18 protein-coding genes are annotated in these 19,845 nt (G+C 64.3%); 13 read left to right on the forward strand and 5 right to left on the reverse strand.

Annotated elements, in window-relative coordinates; genetic code table 11:
* Positions 1–12 precede the first annotated feature (12 nt).
* The 4 genes from coxB to M0534_RS11360 all read left to right on the forward strand — a co-directional run bounded on the left by coxB (position 13) and on the right by M0534_RS11360 (position 4,446).
* The gene (gene coxB, locus M0534_RS11345; RefSeq protein ID WP_248568545.1) at positions 13–1,185 is read left to right on the forward strand and encodes a cytochrome c oxidase subunit II; all 1,173 of its coding nucleotides are present in this window, start codon (positions 13–15) and stop codon (positions 1,183–1,185) included.
* Positions 1,186–1,240: 55 nt separating this feature from the next.
* Positions 1,241–2,824, forward strand: a complete 1,584-nt coding sequence (ctaD, locus tag M0534_RS11350; protein ID WP_248568546.1) for a cytochrome c oxidase subunit I — start codon at positions 1,241–1,243, stop codon at positions 2,822–2,824.
* A 128-nt stretch (positions 2,825–2,952) separates the two neighbouring features.
* The gene (locus tag M0534_RS11355; protein WP_248568547.1) at positions 2,953–3,561 is read left to right on the forward strand and encodes a cytochrome c oxidase assembly protein; all 609 of its coding nucleotides are present in this window, start codon (positions 2,953–2,955) and stop codon (positions 3,559–3,561) included.
* Positions 3,562–3,582: 21 nt separating this feature from the next.
* The gene (locus M0534_RS11360; protein ID WP_248568548.1) at positions 3,583–4,446 is read left to right on the forward strand and encodes a cytochrome c oxidase subunit 3; all 864 of its coding nucleotides are present in this window, start codon (positions 3,583–3,585) and stop codon (positions 4,444–4,446) included.
* A 154-nt stretch (positions 4,447–4,600) separates the two neighbouring features.
* Here M0534_RS11360 and M0534_RS11365 read toward each other — a convergent pair whose 3' ends face one another.
* Positions 4,601–4,819 (reverse strand): twin transmembrane helix small protein, encoded by a 219-nt coding sequence (locus M0534_RS11365; RefSeq protein ID WP_248568549.1) that lies wholly within the window; start codon positions 4,817–4,819, stop codon positions 4,601–4,603.
* 68 nt (positions 4,820–4,887) lie between these two features.
* Here M0534_RS11365 and M0534_RS11370 point away from each other — a divergent pair, with 68 nt between their 5' ends.
* The 4 genes from M0534_RS11370 to cyoE are packed head-to-tail and all read left to right on the forward strand — an operon-like array spanning position 4,888 to position 8,224.
* Entirely contained in the window at positions 4,888–5,634 is a 747-nt protein-coding gene (locus M0534_RS11370) for an SURF1 family protein (RefSeq protein WP_248568550.1), read from the forward strand.
* Positions 5,627–6,232 carry a hypothetical protein gene (locus tag M0534_RS11375; protein ID WP_248568551.1) on the forward strand — a complete coding sequence of 202 codons (606 nt, stop codon included), beginning with the start codon at positions 5,627–5,629 and terminating at the stop codon, positions 6,230–6,232. The genes M0534_RS11370 and M0534_RS11375 overlap by 8 nt, the downstream gene beginning before the upstream one ends.
* Positions 6,233–6,237: 5 nt before the next feature.
* The gene (locus M0534_RS11380) at positions 6,238–7,281 is read left to right on the forward strand and encodes a COX15/CtaA family protein (RefSeq protein WP_248568552.1); all 1,044 of its coding nucleotides are present in this window, start codon (positions 6,238–6,240) and stop codon (positions 7,279–7,281) included.
* The gene (cyoE, locus tag M0534_RS11385) at positions 7,250–8,224 is read left to right on the forward strand and encodes a heme o synthase (protein ID WP_248568553.1); all 975 of its coding nucleotides are present in this window, start codon (positions 7,250–7,252) and stop codon (positions 8,222–8,224) included. The genes M0534_RS11380 and cyoE overlap by 32 nt, the downstream gene beginning before the upstream one ends.
* 94 nt (positions 8,225–8,318) lie before the next feature.
* Here cyoE and M0534_RS11390 read toward each other — a convergent pair whose 3' ends face one another.
* The 4 genes from M0534_RS11390 to M0534_RS11405 form a co-directional block, all read right to left on the reverse strand.
* Entirely contained in the window at positions 8,319–8,996 is a 678-nt protein-coding gene (locus M0534_RS11390; RefSeq protein WP_248568554.1) for a YiaD family glycine zipper/OmpA-like lipoprotein, read from the reverse strand.
* A 181-nt stretch (positions 8,997–9,177) separates the two neighbouring features.
* Positions 9,178–10,392: a beta-ketoacyl-ACP synthase I gene (gene fabB, locus M0534_RS11395; protein ID WP_248568555.1), complete on the reverse strand. Its 1,215-nt coding sequence runs from the start codon at positions 10,390–10,392 to the stop codon at positions 9,178–9,180.
* A gap of 119 nt (positions 10,393–10,511) precedes the next feature.
* Entirely contained in the window at positions 10,512–11,054 is a 543-nt protein-coding gene (fabA, locus tag M0534_RS11400) for a bifunctional 3-hydroxydecanoyl-ACP dehydratase/trans-2-decenoyl-ACP isomerase (protein WP_248568556.1), read from the reverse strand.
* A 203-nt stretch (positions 11,055–11,257) separates the two neighbouring features.
* A complete protein-coding gene (locus tag M0534_RS11405; RefSeq protein ID WP_248568557.1) occupies positions 11,258–11,650 on the reverse strand; it encodes a DUF4168 domain-containing protein in 393 nt (130 codons plus the stop codon).
* A gap of 205 nt (positions 11,651–11,855) precedes the next feature.
* Between M0534_RS11405 and M0534_RS11410 the strand changes: the two genes are divergently transcribed.
* From M0534_RS11410 to M0534_RS13735, 5 genes are all read left to right on the forward strand, one after another.
* Complete coding sequence (locus tag M0534_RS11410) at positions 11,856–13,358, forward strand: sensor histidine kinase (RefSeq protein WP_248568558.1); 1,503 nt, start codon at positions 11,856–11,858, stop codon at positions 13,356–13,358.
* Entirely contained in the window at positions 13,327–14,730 is a 1,404-nt protein-coding gene (locus tag M0534_RS11415) for a sigma-54-dependent transcriptional regulator (RefSeq protein ID WP_248568559.1), read from the forward strand. The genes M0534_RS11410 and M0534_RS11415 overlap by 32 nt, the downstream gene beginning before the upstream one ends.
* Positions 14,731–14,942: 212 nt before the next feature.
* Complete coding sequence (locus M0534_RS11420; protein ID WP_248568560.1) at positions 14,943–15,374, forward strand: tetratricopeptide repeat protein; 432 nt, start codon at positions 14,943–14,945, stop codon at positions 15,372–15,374.
* Positions 15,375–15,425: 51 nt separating this feature from the next.
* Positions 15,426–18,365 (forward strand): hypothetical protein, encoded by a 2,940-nt coding sequence (locus M0534_RS11425; RefSeq protein ID WP_248568561.1) that lies wholly within the window; start codon positions 15,426–15,428, stop codon positions 18,363–18,365.
* Between the two features lie 26 nt (positions 18,366–18,391).
* Positions 18,392–19,837, forward strand: coding sequence for a hypothetical protein (locus M0534_RS13735; RefSeq protein ID WP_282571408.1), 1,446 nt, complete (start codon positions 18,392–18,394; stop codon positions 19,835–19,837).
* Positions 19,838–19,845: the final 8 nt, after the last annotated feature.

The following is a 19,845-nucleotide window of genomic DNA, read 5'->3' on the forward strand; positions in this document are numbered from 1 at the left end:
AGAGAGCGAGGAATGAACCAGAACAAGCTGACGAGACTCTTCGTCGCATCCACTGCGGCGCTGGCGATGTTGTTTTCTGCTGGCGCGGCAGCCGAGTCCGATTGGCGGCGCCCCTGGGGCGTTAACCTGCCCGAGGGTGTGACCAGCCTGAGCCAGGTGGCCTACAGCATGCACATGCTGACCTTCTGGATCGTGACGGTTATTGGCGTCGCGGTGTTTGCGGGGGTGTTCTTCTCGGTATGGAAATACCGCAAGTCGCAGGGCGCCAAGCCGGCCACCTGGCATCACAGCACCACCGTCGAGATCGTCTGGACGGCTGTTCCCTTCCTGATCCTGCTCGGCATTGCCGTCCCCGCGACCCAGGCGATGATCAAGATGGAGGACACTTCCGGCTACGAGATGACGGTGAAGGTCACCGGCTACCAGTGGATGTGGGAGTACGAGTATCTGGATGAAGGCATCCACTTCTACAGCCGGCTCGATCGCGACAGCGATCGCGCCCGTCAGCGTAATCCCGAGATCAGGCCCCGCGACGTGGAGCATTACCTGCTGAACGTGGATAACCCGCTGGTGGTGCCGGTTAACACCAAGATCCGTTTCCTGCTGACCGCCAATGACGTGATCCATTCCTGGTGGGTGCCGGAGCTTGGCTGGAAGAAGGACACCATCCCTGGTTTCGTCAACGAGGCCTGGGCGGAGATCCAGGAGCCCGGTACCTATCGGGGTCAGTGCGCCGAGCTTTGCGGTCGTGATCACGCCTTCATGCCGATCGTGGTTGTCGCGAAGACCGAGGAAGACTACGAGGCCTGGGTTGCTGAACAGCAGGAAGAGGTCAATGGCGACGTCGCAGTCGATGACGATGACCTCTCCGATATGGAAATGGACGATCTGATGGCGCTGGGCGAAGACGTCTATGACAACCAGTGCATGGCGTGTCACCAGGCCGGCGGCGAGGGCATGGGCGACATGTTTCCGGCACTGGCGGGCAGCGACAAGGTGCTGGGCGACCGCGATGAGTACAAGTCGATTCTTCTCGACGGCGTCAGCGGTACCACGATGCAGTCGTTCGCCAGCTTGAGCAATCAGGAACTTGCAGGCGTGCTGACCTATGTCCGCAACGCCTGGGGCAATGACGACGACGGCGGCGATGTGTTCCAGCCTGCCGATGTCGAGGACGCTCGCTAATTAGAAAGCTTCGAGTCGAACGGATAAAAGCGATCTCATAAGAGGTATTTCGGCTATGACCGCCACCACACACGATACGCACGACGCCCACCATCACGGCCCCCCGCCGGGGTTCTTCAAGCGTTGGCTGTTTACCACCAACCACAAGGATCTGGGTGTCCTGTACATGGTGTTTGGCCTGCTGATGTTCTTCATCGGCGGCGCCATGGCCATGGTGATTCGCGCCGAGCTGTTCCAGCCCGGCCTGAACCTGGTTGATCCGCACTTCTTCAACCAGATGACCACCATGCATGCCCTGGTGATGATTTTTGGCGCGGTCATGCCCGCATTTACCGGCTTGGCGAACTGGCTCATTCCGGTGCAGATCGGCGCACCGGACATGGCCCTGCCGCGTATCAATAACTGGGCCTTCTGGCTGCTGCCGGCCGGTTTCGTGTTGTTGCTCGCCACCCTGTTCCTGCCGGGCGGTGCGCCGGCTGGTGGCTGGACCATGTATCCGCCGCTGGTGCTGCAGCTGGGTGACTCGTTCCCGTTCCTGATCCTCGCGGTGCATATTCTCGGCATCTCGTCGATCATGGGTTCGATCAACATCGTCGCCACGATCCTGAACATGCGCGCCCCGGGCATGACCCTGATGAAGATGCCGATGTTCGTCTGGGCCTGGCTGATTACCGCCTTCCTGATCGTGGCCGTCATGCCGGTGCTTGCGGGTGCGGTGACCATGCTGCTCACCGACCAGTATTTCGGTACCAGTTTCTTCAGCGCCGCCGGCGGTGGTGACCCGGTCATGTTCCAGCATATCTTCTGGTTCTTCGGGCATCCCGAGGTTTACATCCTGATTCTGCCGGCCTTCGGTATCGTATCGGCGATCATCCCGACCTTCGCGCGCAAGCCCTTGTTCGGCTACAGTTCGATGGTTTATGCCACGGCCTCTATCGCCTTCCTGAGCTTCATCGTCTGGGGTCACCACATGTTCACGGTGGGCATGCCGCTGGCAGGCCAGCTGTTCTTCATGTACGCCACCATGCTTGTGGCGGTCCCGACCGGCGTGAAGATTTTCAACTGGATGGCGACCATGTGGCAGGGCTCGATGACCTTCGAGACGCCGATGCTGTTCTCGATTGCCTTCGTCCTGCTGTTCACGATTGGCGGCCTGTCCGGCGTCATGCTGGCGCTGGCGCCGGTGGACCTGCAGTACCACGACACCTACTTCGTCGTGGCCCACTTCCACTACGTGCTGGTGACCGGTGCCGTGTTCTCGATCATGGCCGCGGTGTACTTCTGGCTGCCGAAGTGGACCGGCCACATGTACGACGAGAAGCTCGGCAAGTGGCACTTCTGGCTGTCGACCATCTCGGTAAACGTGCTGTTCTTCCCGCAGCATTTCCTGGGTCTGGCCGGCATGCCGCGGCGTATTCCCGACTACGCTGTCCAGTTCGCCGAGTTCAATATGATCTCGAGCATCGGTGGCTTCGTCTTCGGGCTCGCGCAGTTGCTGTTTGTCTACATCATCGTCAAGTGTGTCCGTGGTGGTCAGAAGGCCAGTTCCGGGGTCTGGGAAGGAGCCAAGGGCCTGGAGTGGACGCTGCCGTCGCCGGCGCCGTACCACACCTTTGAAACGCCACCGGCCGTGAAATAAGGGCGGATGACCGTGAGTGATCGTCCGCAGCGATCCGAACGACGGCGGGGGGTGATTCGCACCGCCGTCGTTCTAGCGGTTATCGCGTTCGCCCTTTACGCAATCTTTATCGTCATGCAGGTGTTGTAATGACTGAAGAAACGACCATCCAGCGCCGCTCCGGCGGACGCACGGCAGCCAAGATGGCTTTGGTTGCGGTCGGTATGTTCGGTTTCGGTTTCGCAATGGTGCCGGCATATCAGGTGTTCTGCGAAGTCACTGGCTTCAACGGATTCGTGTCCAATGAAGCGTCGGCTGGTCCCGGGGATATGGAGTACGATCCGGATCGCAAGGTCACTGTGGAGTTTGTGGCCACGGTCAACGGCAGTCAGCCGTGGACTTTCCGTCCCAAGCAGTCGCGAATGGAAGTCACGCCGGGTGAGCTTTACACGGCCTATTTTGTGGCCGAGAACCAGTATGAGGGCAGCACGGTCAGCCAGATCATTCCGAGCGTGGCGCCGGGCACGGCGGGCCGGCACTTCAAGAAGACGGAATGCTTCTGCTTCACCGAGCAGCGTTTCGCCGGTTCGGAACAACGCAAGATGCCGGTCACGTTCTTCGTCGATCCGGCGCTTCCGGAACGGAACCAGACGGTGACGCTCTCGTACACCTTGTTTGACATCAGGGACGGCGACCTGCCGGAATATGACGAGGAGGCAGCGGAACTGCATGCCGGGGCACCGCAGTCCGCCGATTAGGAATCTAAGGGGATTATAAGAATGAGTTCACATTCCAAGGACGCCTATTTTGTGCCCGAGGACAGCCGCTGGCCGGTCTTCGGAATTCCGGGGATCGTGCTGCTTGCGGCCGGCTTCGGCGTGTTCCTGAATGGCGGATCGTCCGGCATGCCGATGATGGTCATCGGCGGCATCATTACGCTGATCATGGCCGTTATGTGGTTCCGGGACGTGATCATCGAGGACGTGACCGGCAAGTATAACGCGCAGGTTGATGTGTCCTTCCGCCAGGGTATGGCCTGGTTCATCTTCGCGGAAGTCATGTTCTTTGCCGCGTTCTTCGGCGCCCTGTTTTACGCCCGGGTGTTCTCGATTCCGTGGCTCAGTGGTGGTGACCCGGCCACCAGCGAATTTCTCTGGGACTCGGTCAGCCTGTCGTGGCCCACGGCGGGACCCGGTTTCCTGGATCTTGATTTCACGCCGATGGGTGCCTGGGCGCTGCCAACGATCAACACCACGATCCTGTTGACCTCGGGCGTGACGCTGACCATCGCGCACCACGCGATGAAGCACAATGATCGCACGAAGGTCATTCTTGGTCTGGCCGCTACCGTGCTGCTCGGTTCGATCTTCATGGGCGTGCAGATGTACGAGTACGTCTATGCCTATCAGGAACTGAACCTGCGCATGGATACCGGCATTTACGGTTCCACATTCTTCATGCTGACCGGGTTCCACGGTGTGCACGTGTTCCTTGGCGTGATCACGCTGCTTGTCATATTGCTGCGGGTCATGCGGGGTCATTTCACGGCCGAAAGGCATTTCGGCTTCGAGGCCGCGGCCTGGTACTGGCACTTCGTGGACGTGGTCTGGCTCGGCCTGTTCATCTTCGTCTACGTGATCTAAAGGATTGGGCGGTCGTCAGCTGACCGCCGATCCGATCGACAGACAGCAAGCGGGCCGCCCGGGATACCGGGCGGCCCGCTTTGTGCGAGGGGCAGTTTGCGTTCGCGGCCGCAGGGAAACGGTCGGCTTGTGGTCTGCATCACATCACAGCCGCTCAGGGCCGGAACGGATCATTCGGTTCGATCACCCCGAACAGGAACAGGGCGATCAACACGCTGAATAACGCCACGGACAGCGTGATCCGGACGGTGAGGGCGCGGACGACGCGTTTCCGGTCGCTGCCGTCACGGACCAGGTAGTAGGCACCGGAGGCGAGACTCGCGACGATGACGAAGAAGATGAGTAACACCAAGATCTTGATGACAACGGTCATTGGCTGTCCCGTTTTATCGTCGAGGGGTCAGGCGGCCGTTTCCATGACCGCCGCGATTCATTGACGCGATGCGTATCGGTTCGTTCGATTTTCGGCCCGGCATGGTGCCAACCCTCGCCTTCCTGCTGCTGCTGCCGGTGCTGGTCGGCCTGGGTTTCTGGCAACTTGACCGGGCCGAGCAGCGGGCAGGCTTGCTGGCGAGTTTCGACGCCCAGCGTACGGCCGCGCCAGTGAACCTGAACCGTGATCGGCTGGATCCGGAAGCCATGCTGTTCCGTCCCGCACGGGCGGAGGGTGAGTTCCTGCCGGAACGAAGCCTGCTTCTGGATAACCAGACTCACCGAAGGACAGTAGGTTATCACGTGCTGACGCCGTACCGTCTTGCCGGCGACGACCGCGTGGTCCTGGTGGACCGCGGCTGGGTACCTGCCGGCGAGAGCCGGGCCCAACTGCCCGAGGTGGGCATGGAGTCGACGGAGATCCCGATCGAGGGGCATCTGGATCAGGGACCGGCAACCGGCATCCGGCTGGGTGGTCTCGCCGACGGTGAGTCCGGTTGGCCGTTGCGTATTCAATACATCGACTACGCAGAGCTTGGTGCCAGGGTTGATGCGGAACTGCTGCCGGTGGTGCTGCGCCTGGCGCCGGACAGCGCCGAGGGTTTTGTCCGCGAATGGCGCCCCGAACATCCGGACGGCTACGGTCCGGAACGGAACAGGGCCTATGCGGTCCAGTGGTTCGGGCTGGCAGCCGCCCTTGTCGTGATCTATCTCGCCGTGAACCTGCGGCGACGACCGGAGGAACTGAATGACTGAGACCGGAAAACGGCCGGCACCCTGGCCGCTGATCCTGCTGTTTGCCAGTTTTCTGGTGCCGGCGGCCATCGCCTGGACCATGTTCTTCACGGGCTGGCACCCCAGCGGCACCGCGAACCACGGTGACCTGATCCAGCCGCCGCACCACCTGGAAGGCGAACTTCGCGACATCGACGGTGCGGCGGTCGACCGCAACCGGTTCCGTGGTCGCTGGACCATCCTGATGGTGCATGATGGCGCCTGCGCCGAGGCCTGCATCGAGCGCTTGCGTGAAACCCGGCAGGTCCGGCTGGCACTTGCCCAGAACGCCGACCGCGTGCGCCGTGTGCTGGTGCTGCCCGCGGGTGCCGAGCCGCCGGAAAATGCGGTGCTGGAGGACAACCAGGACCTGCGTGTCGTGTTTGGCGAAAACCCGATCCCCGACGCGGCACACGGGGGCAACGGCATGTCCCTGTCGCTAATGGATACCCGCGCCTACCGCATGATGGCTTACCCCGAGCCGCTGGATGCGGGTGGCCTGTTGCAGGACCTGAAGAAGTTGTTGCGCCTTTCCAATATCGACCTGGAGCGTCTCCAGGGGCTGTCGGAGGATGACTGAGAGCAATGACCACGCGAGCGTTTTTTCGCCTTTCCCTCGGGGCCGTTGGTCTGACCCTGCTGGTGGTGCTGCTGGGCGCATGGGTTCGCCTGGAAGATGCCGGCCTGGGTTGCCCGGACTGGCCGGGTTGTTACGGCATGCTGCTGGGTGTGCCGCAGACGCCGGAGGCCATCGCGGCCGCGAATGAGGCCTATCCCGAGCGTGCGGTTGAGGTGGACAAGGCCTGGAAAGAGATGATTCATCGCTACGCGGCAGGCATCCTGGGCCTGATCGTGTTCGCGCTCGCGGTTATGGCAGTGCGCAACCGCCACCGGCCTGGACAGCCGTTCAAGCTGCCGCTGTTCCTCGGTGTCCTGATCATTGCCCAGTCGATCCTCGGCATGTGGACAGTGACCTGGCAGTTGAAACCCATGGTCGTGACCATGCACCTGCTTGGCGGCATGACGACTCTCGGCTTGCTCTGGTGGTTGACCCTTCGCCAGGGTCGCTTTCTGCGACCGGATACTCCGGAACCGGCCGCACGCTCGCTTCAGTCCTGGGCCTTGCTGATCCTGGTCCTGGTGACCGGCCAGATCGCGCTCGGTGGCTGGGTCAGTACCAACTATGCGGCACTGGCCTGTACCGATTTCCCCACCTGTCAGGGGCAGTGGGTACCGGATGCCGATTATGGCGAAGCGTTTGTGCTGTGGCGGGGCCTCGGCGTGGACTACGAGTTTGGCGTTCTCGACCATCCGGCCCGGGTCGCGATCCAGTTCGTGCATCGCATCGGTGCGGTGGTCGTGGCGATTGCCGTGCTTGGTTTGCTGCTTGCGGTCTGGCGCCGTGCCGCCGGCACGGTGAGTGCGAAGATAGCGGGTTTCATGGCCGTGGCGCTGGTTCTGCAGTGGCTGCTCGGGATTGGTAACGTGCTCTACAGCCTGCCGCTGTGGATGGCGGTTGCCCATAACGGTGGCGCAGCTTTGCTGCTGTTGAGTGTCATCGCGCTCTGTCATAGTCTGCGTCCCCTTGAGACGCGGGATGGACAGGCTCCGATTCGGGCAACGACATGACAGGGACCGCAAGGTGCAGCAACGGAACGTGGCGGAGTACTCGGGTGTGACCGGCATCGCGGCGAGCTGGCGGGATTATTATGATCTGTGCAAGCCGAAGGTCGTGGCGCTGCTGGTGTTCACGGCCATCGTCGGCATGGTGCTTGCCGCGCCGCCCGGCCAGGTGCCCTGGGATGCGCTGATCATTGGCAGTCTCGGCATCGGTCTTGCCTCTGCCTCGGCGGCAGCGATCAACCAGCTGGTTGACCAGCAGGTGGACGCCCGCATGGCCAGGACGAAGGGCAGGCCGCTGCCCCAGGGCAACATCACCTCGCGCAATGCCGTGCTGTTTGCCGGTGGCCTCGGTGTCGCCGGCCTGCTGCTGCTGTACCTGCTGGTCAACCCGCTGACGGCGGCGCTGACCTTCCTCTCGTTGATGGGCTACGCCGTTGTCTACACGCTCTACCTGAAGCGCGCCACCCCGCAGAACATTGTTATCGGCGGGGTGGCCGGTGCGGCGCCGCCGGTGTTGGGTTGGGCGGCCGTCACCGGAACCGTCGATGCCCACGCACTGTTGCTGTTCCTGATCATTTTCATCTGGACGCCGCCGCATTTCTGGGCGCTGGCGATCCATCGGCGGGAGGATTACGCGCGGGTCAGTATCCCGATGCTGCCGGTCACGCATGGGGTACCGTTCACGAAGTTGCAGATCACGCTCTACACGATCCTGCTGTCCGCGGTGACTTTGCTGCCCTTTGCGCTACGCATGGCGGGGCCGCTGTATCTGTTCGGCGTGACGGTGCTGAATGCAGTGTTCCTGTACTACGCGGTGGCGATGCATCTGTCAGACGACGAAAGCCTGCCAATGAAGGCCTTCGGCTACTCGATCGCCTACCTGATGGGGGTATTCGGTCTGCTGTTGCTGGACCACTATCTGCCGCTGATCCTGGCCCCGTTCTACTGAAAACCGCAAATTCCAGTCCGGTATCCGCGTGATGTCGGATTGGTCCTGATGGCGCGGGCCCCGACGGACCCGCGCCCCGGGGCGAACGCCTCGTTCAGGATTCGACCAGCGGCGCCAGCGTTACCTCGACCCGACGGTTCTGCTGCCGACCTTCCTCGGTATTGTTGTCAGCGATCGGGTATTCCTCGCCGAAGCCCGCCATCGCCAGCCGCCGACCATCCACGCCACGGTTCTCCAGGTAGCGGCCCACGGTCTGCGCGCGTCGTTCGGACAGCCGCTGATTGTGATCCGCCGGCCCGGTGCTGTCGGTGTGGCCGATGACCTCGATCAGCGTCTTGTCGAACTCCTCGGCCACCAATGCCACCGAATCGAGTACATCAAAAAAATCCGAACGCAGGTCGGCGCTGTCAACGGCGAAGGTCACGTTGCCCGGCATGTTCAGGATGATGTCATCACCGTTGCGGGTGACGCTCACCCCGGTTCCGGCAAGCTGCTCACGCAGCTCGGCTTCCTGGCGGTCCATGTAGTGCCCGACTGCGGCACCGGATAAGCCGCCGACCCCGGCGCCAATCAGCGCACGCTGCCGCCGCTGGCGGCTGTCCGAGCCGGTCAGGGCGCCCACTGCCGCGCCGGCAACCGCCCCGATACCCGCGCCGATGGTGGCGCGTGAGGTCTGCTGTTCGCCGGTATAGGGGTCCGTTGTCTGGCAGCCAACCAGCACCATGCCCGTGCTGGCAAGGCCGATAATTGCTGCAAGCGCGTGATGTTTCATCGTTATTCTCCGTGCTGTGGATTCTTTTCTGGGGTCCCGGGCCGAGTGCCGGGCCGCCAAGGGGCGTCCCCGGGGCCTACCGACGGAGTATAAGCGACGGAGCTTTCCCGATGCTGAACAAGTGGCGCGGGTTGAGCCCCCCGGGGCCGGTAATGGCAAGCGGCGCCGGGCCGGGGCGGCGTCAATCCAGCTTGCGGAATACCAGCGTCGCGTTGGTGCCGCCGAAGCCGAAGCTGTTGGACATGACCGTGCGCAGCCCCGGCTTGTCGCGCAGGGTGGTGACGAGGGGAATTTCGCCAACTTCGGGGTCGGGTGTCTCGATATTGACCGATGCGCTGATGAAATCGTGCTCCAGCATTAGCAGGCTGAAAATTGCCTCGTGCACACCGGTGGCACCCTGGGAGTGCCCGGCAAGCGACTTGGTGGAACTCACCGGCGGTACGGCTTCGCCAAACACCTCGCGCAAGGCCCTCAGCTCGGCGACATCGCCAACCGGCGTACTGGTGCCGTGGGCATTGACGTAATCCACCGGCGTGTCGACGTCCTGCAGTGCCTGGCGCATGCACCGGGCAGCGCCTTCACCGGAGGGCGCGACCATGTCATGCCCGTCGGAGGTCGCACCATAGCCAACCACCTCGGCATAGATCCTGGCACCCCGCGCGCGGGCATGTTCCAACTCTTCGAGAACCAGCATGCCGCCGCCGCCGGCAATGACAAAACCATCCCGGTCCCTGTCAAAGGCGCGGGAGGCCGTCTCCGGCCTGTCGTTGCGCTTGGTCGACAGCGCCCCCATGGCATCGAACAGCATGGTCAGGGACCAGTGCTCTTCCTCGCCGCCACCGGCAAACACGATGTCCTGCTTGCCCATGCGAATCTGCTCGACGGCATTACCAATACAGTGCGCGCTGGTGGCGCAGGCCGAGGTGATGGAGTAGTTGACGCCGCGAATCCGGAACGGCGTGGCAAGGCAGGCGGACACGGTGCTGCCCATGACCCGCGGCACCTGGTAAGGACCAACGCGTTTCACGCCACGCGCGCGCAGGATGTCGGCGGCCGCCACCTGGTTCGACGAGGAGGCGCCGCCCGAACCGGCAATCAGCCCGGTGCGATCATTCGACACCTGGCTGCCCTTAAGCCGGGCATCGGAAATCGCCTGCTGCATGGCGACATAGGCGTAGGCCGCCGCGTTTCCCATGAACCGCCGGGGCTTCCGCGGGATCAGCGAGTCCAGATCGATATCGATACTGCCGGAGATCTGACTGCGCAGTCCGTACTCGCGGTAGCTCTCGTTGGCACGAATACCCGAGCGCCCGGCGCGCAGACTGTCGATCACCGACGGTGCATCAGTGCCAATACAGGAGACGACCCCGAGTCCGGTAACGACCACCCGTTTCATTATCCTCGCTCCAGCATTCCGTGTTGTCGCCGCATGGTATGCGGCCTGCGGGGAAACGTGGTTCTCATAAGGGAAACCCTGTCAGAGCGGTGTTCCTTAGGGAAAAACTGATTCATTCCCTAGGTGCTCATGGCATCGGGGGCTTCAAACAGTCCGACGCGCAAATCCGATGCCGTGTAGATGACCTCACCATCGACGTCCAGGCTGGCGTCGGCGATGCCCATGGTCAGCCGCCGCATGATGACGCGTTTCATGTCGATTCGGTAGGTGACCCGCTGCGCGGTTGGTAGCACCTGACCGGTAAACTTCACATCGCCTGCTCCCAGGGCCCGGCCACGACCCTGGCCGCCCTTCCAGCCGAGGAAAAAGCCGACCAGTTGCCACATTGCATCCAGTCCGAGACAGCCGGGCATTACCGGATCGTTCTCGAAATGACACTTGAAGAACCAGAGGTCCGGGTGGATATCGAGTTCGGCGATGATCTGCCCCTTGTTGTAGGCGCCTCCCGTGTCATCGATCAGAGTAATCCGATCGAGCATGAGCATGTTCGGCAGGGGCAACTGCGGATTACCCGGACCGAACAGTTCCCCGCGGCCGCAGGCCAGCAGATCGTCGTACTCGAAGCTGCTGTGATTCTTGTGATAGTGCGGGTTCGTCGCCATCGTGCCCCCAAGCCTACGTCTACCGGCTCGCATGGTTCGCGGAATATTCCGGCAAACCCAGCGATCAGGGGGCAAAGTGTAAGGGATCAGGCGGTTCGGATCGAGCGCGACCATGGTCCGAAGGGCTGCTGGGGGAGCAGCCCTTCCTCAGAATGAAATGGCCCCGCCGGAGCGGGGCTTCACGAAGCGGATCGGCGAATCGATTATTCCCGCTCTTCGATCAACGTCACCACTTCATCGCGCATTTCCGGATCGCGCTCCAGTGCGGCAGCAATCTCGGAATAGTCCTGGACCTCAAGCCCCTGTTCCTGAATGGCCTCGATCATCCGGTCATTGGCTTCCTGCTGCACTTCCTGGGCCTGGTCCGGATCTTCCGCCTGTTCCAGGCGCTGCGAATAGTCGGCATGGATCTCGCCGACTTCCACGTAAGCGTCGGCAAAACGCTCAAGCTCCTGTTGTTCGAAGTTTTCCGCGTCCTGCGCCTGCTCCAGCGGCTCGGCCTCACCGTAGCCGTCGTCCTGCGCCATCACCATTGGCGAGACGGCGAGGCCGGCCAACAGCGGTGTTATCAACATGGCGGAAATCCTGAATCGCATTTTGTCACTCCTCTTGCACAAGTTCGGGTCAGACCGGTTTTGCAGAGGCTGTGCCAGCACCGACAGCGCGGCACGCGAAACGCCAGGAAAGGTTTTAACAGGCTGTTATTGAAGGGATGTTCGAGTGTTGCCAGCTGACTTGCCAGCCACTTGTGTGGCCGCCTAAAATTGTTGCGTTATGCTACATGTGCCAAAGATAAACACGTTGGTCCGCCATTTTCGGCGCTTCTGGAGTCTGCGTGCGGCGTTGATTCTGCTCGTGCTGGCGCCGCTCCTGATCGGCGCAGCGATGCTCACTTCCATGGTCCTCTGGACCCTGGAAAAGGCGGCCGAGGAGCGCATGCAGGAAGACGTGGCCTTGATGGCGCGGGCCATCAGCCTGCCGGTCAGCGACAGCCTGGAACAGGGTGAAGACGAAGGCGTGCGCCAGGCGCTGGAGTCGGTGTTCCGTATCGGCCGTATCTATGGCGCCTATGTGTACAGTGCCAGCGGCGAACCCATTGCCGCGGTTGGCGCAGTCAATCCGTCGCCGCGCCGGGCGGAGGTTGCCGATATCGCTGCCGCCGGCGAGCGTCGGGGTACCTACGAGCGCATTCAGGGGCAGGACGTCTATTCTTATTTCGTGCCGCTGACCGATACCGGCGGTCAGGTCAGCGGCCTGTTGCACGTCACGCGCCGCGGCAGTGACTTCCATGATCTGATCACCGACCTGCGGGTCCAGGCCATCGCCTTCATGGTCGTGGGGGGCGTCTTCATTAGCGTACTGGTGCTGCTGGGTCACCGCCTGGCCATCGGCCGGCACTTCGAACGGCTGATGGAGACCATGGCCCGGGTGGAAGACGGGCAGCGGGATTTCCGCGCCGGTGCCGAAGGTCCGCGCGAGATACGGCGCCTGAGCACGGCACTCAACGACATGCTCGACGGCATTCGCCGCGCCGAACATGAACTGGAGGACCGGCGCCGCACCCAGGCCCGTCTCGAGGATCAACTGCGGCATTCGGAGAAGCTCGCTGCCATCGGCCGCCTCGCCTCCGGCGTTGCCCATGAACTCGGCACGCCGCTCAGCGTCGTTGATGGCAAGGCCCAGCGCGCATTGCGACGACTGGATGGCGATGGTCCGGAGGTGCGCGCCCTGCGGGAGGTGCGTAGCGAGGTCACCCGCATGGAGCATATCGTTCGCCAATTACTCGACTTCGCTCGCGGTACCAGCCATCACTACCGCGACACCGCGGCCGGGTTGCTGGCCTCGGCGGCGGCCACCGCACTTGAGCACGATGAAGCAAGCCGCTCGGTGAAACTGGAGCTCGACGGCGAACAGCCCGGTCCACCATGCCGGGTGGATCCGATCCGGGTTGAGCAGGTGCTGGTCAACCTGCTGCGCAACGCCGCCCAGGCCGGTGCGACCACGGTTTGTCTGCGTTGGCAGGAGGATGGGGACGAGATCCTGTTCACGGTGGAAGACGATGGCCCGGGCGTGCCCGGCGAGATTCGTGATCGCCTGTTCGAACCGTTCTTCACCACCAAGGCAGTGGGCGAAGGCACCGGACTCGGGCTCGCGGTGGTTCACGGCATCGTCAGTGAACACGGCGGTGATATTGCGATTTCCGCGGCCGATGGCGGGGGCACGCGTGTCGATGTCCGGTTTCCGGTAAATGAAGATGGGGGGCAGAACGGCGATGGCCGGGAAGAAAGCAAACACGACGCCTGAACAGGTGCTGCTGGTGGAAGACGATCCAGGGCTCCGGCAGTTGTTGCAGGATGAACTCGAGGATGCCGGACTGGGCGTGTTGGCGGTTGACAGCGCCGAGGCGGCGCTGGCGGAACTGCCGACCTTCAAACCCGACATGGTGGTCAGTGACCTGCGATTGCCTGGCATGGACGGCCTGGCGCTGCTGGAGCAGTTGCAGGAACTGCCGGCCAGGCCGGGGTTCCTGATGATCACCGGTTTCGGCACCGTCGCCCAGGCAGTCGAGGCGCTGAAAAAGGGCGCCGACGAGTTCCTGACCAAGCCGTTGGACCTGGAGCACTTCATGCTGGCGGTATCCCGCCTGCTGGAAACCCGCCGCCTGCGAGGCGAGGTCCAGCGCTTCCGCGAGCTGATAGACCAGGAACACTTCCACGGCATGATCGGCCGCGACACTGCGATGCAGACCATGTTCCAGCAGATCACGCAGCTGGCCTCGGCCAACGGACCGGTTTTGGTGATTGGCGAGAGTGGCACCGGCAAGGAGCTGGTGGCGCGCGCCATCCACGATGAAAGCGACCGCGCCGATGGCCCGTTTCAGGCCGTCAACTGCGCCGGCGTGCCCGCCGAATTGCTGGAAAGCGAATTCTTCGGCCACGAGGCCGGCGCCTTCACCGGCGCGGTCAAGGCCCGCAAGGGTCTGTTCTCGCAGGCCACCGGCGGCACCCTGTTCCTGGACGAACTGGGCGAGATGCCGATGGCCCTGCAGGCCAAGCTGCTTCGCGTGTTGCAGGATGGCGTCATCCGCCCGATTGGCAGCAACAAGGAACACAAGGTCGACGTCCGCATCGTGGCGGCCACCAACCGCGATCTGGAGGAACTGATCAAGAGCGGCGACTTCCGCGAAGACCTGTTCTACCGGCTGGAGACCTTTACCCTGCGGATCCCGCCGCTGCGCGAACGCGGTGAGGATCTCGAGTTGCTGGCGGTGCGCCTGCTGCAGCGTTACGCAATGCAGATGGGGCGGGAGATTACCGGCTACAGCCAGGAAGCGATGGACGTGCTGCGCGGATACGAATTCCCGGGCAACGTCCGCGAGTTGCAGAACGCCGTCGAGCGTGCGGTGACCTTTTGCCAGTCGGACACCATCGGTCCGGAACACCTGCCGACCCGGATTCGCGGCCAGAGCCGGCCGCCGATCCCGGTGCAACGCGGCACCGACGGCATCATGGATCACCTGATGGAAGGGCCGATGCTGCCGACACTGGACACCCTGGAGAAGCGGTACATCCATTTCGTACTGGAGCAGGTCAAAGGCAACAAGCGTCGCGCCGCGGCGGTACTCGACGTCAGCCGCCGCACGCTCTACCGCAAGCTGGATGAGGACGCCTCCTAGGAAACGCCTGATTTTCCACGACGCTCATAGCGAATACTGGCGGACCGCCAAAAGCCCTCCTATAGTTGGTCGCAGGCTCACGGAAAGAGCCAGCGCAAGGATGCGCACATCGCCGGGCACTGTTCGGTGTGATCACCAGGGATGGTCCTATTATGTTTGTCACCCCACGCGGCGACTCCCGCTCGCCCCGCTGCTCGCGCGGGACAGCGCGCATGCTGGCGCTGCTGACAGCCGGTTTCGGCCTCGGTCTGTTGGTCAGCGCCGGCCTGCCTGGCATCGACCGGCTGCTCGCACCTGAACGGTCGCCACCCCCGGAATCCACCCCTGACAGCTCGTGGTCCGCGGTCCAGCATGCGCTGGACCAGGCGACATACGCCGAGGCTCGTGGGCTTTTGCTGCCGCTGGCAGAGGCCGGTCAGGCCAGGGCCCAGCGGCACCTCGCCCGGTTGCACCGTGATGGTCAGGGGGGCGTTCGCAGTCATGCCCAGGCCTATTACTGGTTTCAACGGGCGGCAGAGCAGGGTGACGCCAGGGCGCAGCAGGCACTGGCCGGCCTTTACGCCCATGGCTACGGCGTTGATCGGGACCTGGCACGTGCCGCGTTCTGGTCGACACGGGCGCGACTTCAGGACGATTCCAGGTAATTTTCTCGGGGCGCGGCACGGAACGCCGCGGCCAAGGCCAATGAGGCATGGATGCAGCGTCTGTCTTCAATCCTGCTGCTTTTCTGCGCGACCGCCCTGCTCACGGGGGTGGCGGCTGTTTCCGCCGGTCCGCTGCAACTGGACCATGATGCGGCGGGTCAACTGCTTCGTGTGGTGCCGGAACACGGTCCGGGCCTTCTCTTCCGGCATGATCCGGCGGGCAACATCATCGCCGTTCTGCAGGAGCCCGGCGCAACCGCGCCGGAGGTCTCCGAGCAGACCGTGGATCGGCTGCGCTGCGGCCAGGCTACCGAGGTCACGCTTATTGGTGACGGACTCGAAGGCGCCCGTCCGGTTGCCGTGGATGACGGCCTGAGGTTCACGGATGTTCGCCATCAGGACGGCGCACTGCGGTTCCGGATCCTGGCGGATTGTGATGGAGCTCCGGGAGAAACGGTGATACGCCTGCGGTCGGCCGGCGGCGAAGTCCTGCTGCCGCTGACCGTCGATCCGGCCCGCCCGGCTCTGATCGTCCGGCCCAGCCCGCTGGCAGTGGCGCCTGACGGTGGTGCCCGCGGTTTCGAGATGGTCCTGTCCCATGCCGACACGCGGCGCCATGACGTGGTTCTGTCGATTCCCGCCGCCGATATTGCCGACCTTGAGTCGGCCGCCCTGCTCAGCTTCCAGCCCGGGGAGACGCGCGCCTTCGGGGTGGTCCGGGGTAAGGTGCCGGGCAGTACCGTGCTCACTCTGAAGGCCGAGGGCCTGGGTGCCGTGTCTGTGCCGTTACTGGTTACCGAGTCCGCGGTCGGCGTGAACACGCTGCTGGCGCCACCGTTGGGGCTGGCGTGGCCCGTGGAGGAGCGTGAGCCCCGGAGCCTGACAATTACCCTGCACCATGGGCTGGGGGTTGCCTCAGGCCGTGGCTTGCTCTCGGTCACGCCCTCAGTGCTGAACCGTGACGCCGGCGAGCAGACCGTGCAGATAGCGATGCAGGGCATGGGCGAGATCACCGGGCAGTCCGTGCAACCCGGGGACGGTCTTGAGATCGTCGATAGCCGCCGTTCGCAGCCGGACACCCTGGAGCTGAGGATTCGCGTCGAAAGCGCTGCCACCCCCGGTCTGCGGCGACTGCGGATTGCCGACGAACACGGCGTGGCCCCGGCGCTGCGGCCGGGCGCCGACCGCCTTTTGGTGGCCCACGGCCATCCGCTGCTTCATTCGGTGAGCCCCAACCGCCTCCGTCTCGGCGCCAGCGGCGCCCTGTTGACGCTGCGGGGCGAGTACCTGGACGACGCCCTCGCCGTGACCGCGAATCCGCCGGCGGGGATCGAACTCGGTGCGCCTACGGTCACCGAATCCGGGAAGCGGGTACAGGTGCTGGTCTCGGTCGCCCCTGATGCCGCGGCCGGCCCCCGTCAACTCCGCGTGCGGACACCCGCTGCCGAGACAGATGGCGCGGCCTCCCCCGGCAATACGTTGCATCTGGTCACCGAGCTGGGGCCCGCCGTGGACACGCTGAGCGCACCGGCGCTCGGTATCCAGTCCGCCGGCGACGGTGACCCAGGCGCGGACAGCCCGTTCGCGCGGGGGCTTGCGGGTCGCAGCATTGGCGTTGTCGCCGGATCGCACCTGCTGGCCGTTGATCCGGACGTCATCGTCCCCGGCCGGGAGCAGCGGCTGACGCTCGCGGGGCGGGGTTTTCACGCCGGCCATTCCCCCTATCTGGATTCGGATCAGGGTGTCCTCGAGCTGGAAATTGGCAATATCGCCGCCGACGGCTCCTCTGCCGAACTGCATGTCAGGCTGGAGGACGACGCCAGGCTCGGCGTGCGCCGTCTGCGGATTGCCGATGGCCACGGCAAGGTTCTACCGCCAGCGAGCCCCGGCGCTGATGTCCTGCGCATCACGCCGGCCGGCGCGCGTATCGATTCGGTCTCGCCGTTGCATCTGCCGCGCGGGACTGCCAGCGAGGTCACGGTGCGCGGCGAGCGGCTGCAGGATGCCCGGGCAATCACGCTGCAGCCAGACGGCGGTGTGACCGCCGAGGCAGGCCGCGTTGCCGAGGATGGGCGGGTTCTGCGATTCCGCCTGGCGGTTTCCGCGGATGCCGACCCGGGACCACGCCGATTGCAGGTCGAGACCCTGGCCGGCAGCGCCGAACCGGCCTCGGCCGCCAGCAACACCGTGTATATCACCGAACACGATGAGCAGCCGCGGCTGGCGCTGAACGACGCCCTGCTCGGCATCTACCGGGTGGCCCGGTCTGCTGATGACGATGCGGCTGTCGCCGTCACCTACCGGGGTCTTCCGCTCGGTGTGCAATCGGCTCCTGGCGACGGGGAGTTTCCCGCGCGGCCATCATCGGGTCCGCTCGCCAACGCGGTGGGTGTGAGCAAGGCGCCTGTTCTGTCGGAGGTTGCGCCGGACGGGCTTGCGCCCGATCGCACCGCCACCGTGACCGCGACCGGGCAGTCACTGGATCGCGTTTCGTCAATCAGTGTCGTGCCGGCGGACGGCATCATCGTTGAGGGCCTTTCCGCCCATGCAGATGGCAAGGCCCTGGATATGGAAGTGACGGTGGAGGCGAGTGCCGCGGCCGGGATGCGTCGACTGCTGCTGAAAATCGGAGACGGTGTCACCGTTCCGGCGGAGCTGCTGGCGGACCGGATCCTGATCGGTCCGGGCACACCGCGAATCGATTCGGTCAGTCCGATACTCGGCGGCGGCGGTGACGCCGGGACATTGCTGATCCGTGGTGAGGGACTGCAGATGGTCGCCGGGGTTCGGGCCATCGGCGAGCCGGGTCTGAGCCTCGGCGCGTTCTGGAGCAGCAAGGCGGACGGCACCGAGCTGAGCGTGAGCTACGCCATCGATCCGGAGGCGCCACCGGGCCAGCGGACGATACAAGTCCTGGTCCCTGGTGACCGGTCGAGTGCCGACGCCTCGCCCGCTAACACGTTCACGGTCTACGACGAGGTTCCCGACTAGGAAAAGCCGGCCAGGGAGGGCCTGCCATGACGACGCGACAGATGTATCTATTGACCGCCGGATTCGCGCTGCTGCTGGGCGGCGGAGAGGTTCACTCCGAGACCGGTTTCGACAGCGGCAGCACTGGCGCGGACGGCGCATTCACCCCCAGCGTGGATACCGAACTCGAATTGCCGGAGGACGGCATTTTCCACTTCACCAACGTGGTCATCCCGGAAGGCGTCACGGTCCGCTTCGACGGCACCCGGCCCGTGACCATGCTCGCCAGCGGCGATGTGGAGATCGCCGGGACCATTGACCTGAGCGGCAGTTGGTCACCGCCGGTGGGCGCCGCAGGGGACGGCAACGTCGGCGACGACGGCTTGCCCGGCTTCGCGGGGCCGGGCGGATTCGACGGTGGTCTTGGTGGCGAACCGGCCGCGAATCGCAGCGACCGTCCCGGCGGTGCCGGCATTGGTCCGGGAGGCGGCGGAGGCGGTGTCCACTCCAGTGGCCGCAAGCGCAGTGGTGCCGGTGGCAGTTTCGGGACGACCGGCAGCAGCGGTGTTGGCGTGACACCCGGCGAAACCTATGGGTCCGAGGTGTTGCTGCCGCTGATTGGTGGTTCCGGCGGTGGTGGCGGCGTCGGCGGGCCCGCGTTTCACGGATCAGGTGGCGGCGGTGGCGGCGGCGCGATTCTGATTGCCGCCAGCGGTACCGCGAGCATCACCGGTGCCGTGCTTGCGGTCGGTGGCAGTTCCGGCGATGTGGCGGGTTCCGGCATTGGCGGCGCCGGAGGCGGTGGCAGCGGTGGCGCCATCCGGATCGTGGCTGACCGCATCACCGGCAACGGCACGTTGCAGGCCACCGGCGGCATACCCGGCAGTTCTGTGGACTCGGGCACCACCAATCCGACTCGTTCTGGCAACGGCGGCGATGGCCGGATTCGGCTTGAGGCCAATGTCTTCGAGCGTACCGCAGCGACGGCGCCGGATTTCTCCTTCGGCGAACCATCGGTGGTGTTTGTCCCCGGCCTGCCAGGGCTGCGGATCGAGAGCGTTGCCGGCATTCAGGCGCCGCCCTTGCCGACAGGCCGTGCCGACATCGTGCTGCCGGAGGATGCGGATGACACGGTCACCGTGGTGGTGGCCACCCGGGGGGTACCGGTCGGCAATACCGTCAGTCTGACCGTTACCCCGGCCAGTGGTGAGCCGGTGACCGTGGTCAGCCCGGCCCTCACCGGGGATACCGAAGCAGCCTCGGCCGAGGTCAGTATCACGCTTCCGGACGGCCCCAGCACATTGCTTGCCGAGACCACCTACACGATCGTCGAGGAGGACCAGGAAGACTTCAGCGCCCTGACCGGCGGCGAACCGGTGGCGCGAGTACGGCTCCGGACCGGGCCCGAGCAGGGGGCGCGACTGACATTGATCACCACCGCGGGACGCGAGGTCCCCGTGCCAGCCCATGTGCCGCTGATGCCACGGAGTTAGGAGGCTGC

Origin of the sequence: Methylonatrum kenyense, assembly GCF_023195885.1 — a bacterium.
Lineage (GTDB): Bacteria > Pseudomonadota > Gammaproteobacteria > Nitrococcales > Aquisalimonadaceae > Methylonatrum > Methylonatrum kenyense.

Bases quoted from the DNA above. Each gene is read 5' to 3' on its own strand.
- coxB (WP_248568545.1), top strand. From the start codon at position 13: ATGAACCAGAACAAGCTGACGAGACTCTTCGTCGCATCCACTGCGGCG.
- ctaD (WP_248568546.1), top strand. From the start codon at position 1,241: ATGACCGCCACCACACACGATACGCACGACGCCCACCATCACGGCCCC.
- M0534_RS11355 (WP_248568547.1), top strand. From the start codon at position 2,953: ATGACTGAAGAAACGACCATCCAGCGCCGCTCCGGCGGACGCACGGCA.
- M0534_RS11360 (WP_248568548.1), top strand. From the start codon at position 3,583: ATGAGTTCACATTCCAAGGACGCCTATTTTGTGCCCGAGGACAGCCGC.
- M0534_RS11365 (WP_248568549.1), bottom strand. From the start codon at position 4,819: ATGACCGTTGTCATCAAGATCTTGGTGTTACTCATCTTCTTCGTCATC.
- M0534_RS11370 (WP_248568550.1), top strand. From the start codon at position 4,888: ATGCGTATCGGTTCGTTCGATTTTCGGCCCGGCATGGTGCCAACCCTC.
- M0534_RS11375 (WP_248568551.1), top strand. From the start codon at position 5,627: ATGACTGAGACCGGAAAACGGCCGGCACCCTGGCCGCTGATCCTGCTG.
- M0534_RS11380 (WP_248568552.1), top strand. From the start codon at position 6,238: ATGACCACGCGAGCGTTTTTTCGCCTTTCCCTCGGGGCCGTTGGTCTG.
- cyoE (WP_248568553.1), top strand. From the start codon at position 7,250: ATGGACAGGCTCCGATTCGGGCAACGACATGACAGGGACCGCAAGGTG.
- M0534_RS11390 (WP_248568554.1), bottom strand. From the start codon at position 8,996: ATGAAACATCACGCGCTTGCAGCAATTATCGGCCTTGCCAGCACGGGC.
- fabB (WP_248568555.1), bottom strand. From the start codon at position 10,392: ATGAAACGGGTGGTCGTTACCGGACTCGGGGTCGTCTCCTGTATTGGC.
- fabA (WP_248568556.1), bottom strand. From the start codon at position 11,054: ATGGCGACGAACCCGCACTATCACAAGAATCACAGCAGCTTCGAGTAC.
- M0534_RS11405 (WP_248568557.1), bottom strand. From the start codon at position 11,650: ATGCGATTCAGGATTTCCGCCATGTTGATAACACCGCTGTTGGCCGGC.
- M0534_RS11415 (WP_248568559.1), top strand. From the start codon at position 13,327: ATGGCCGGGAAGAAAGCAAACACGACGCCTGAACAGGTGCTGCTGGTG.
- M0534_RS11420 (WP_248568560.1), top strand. From the start codon at position 14,943: ATGCTGGCGCTGCTGACAGCCGGTTTCGGCCTCGGTCTGTTGGTCAGC.
- M0534_RS11425 (WP_248568561.1), top strand. From the start codon at position 15,426: ATGCAGCGTCTGTCTTCAATCCTGCTGCTTTTCTGCGCGACCGCCCTG.
- M0534_RS13735 (WP_282571408.1), top strand. From the start codon at position 18,392: ATGACGACGCGACAGATGTATCTATTGACCGCCGGATTCGCGCTGCTG.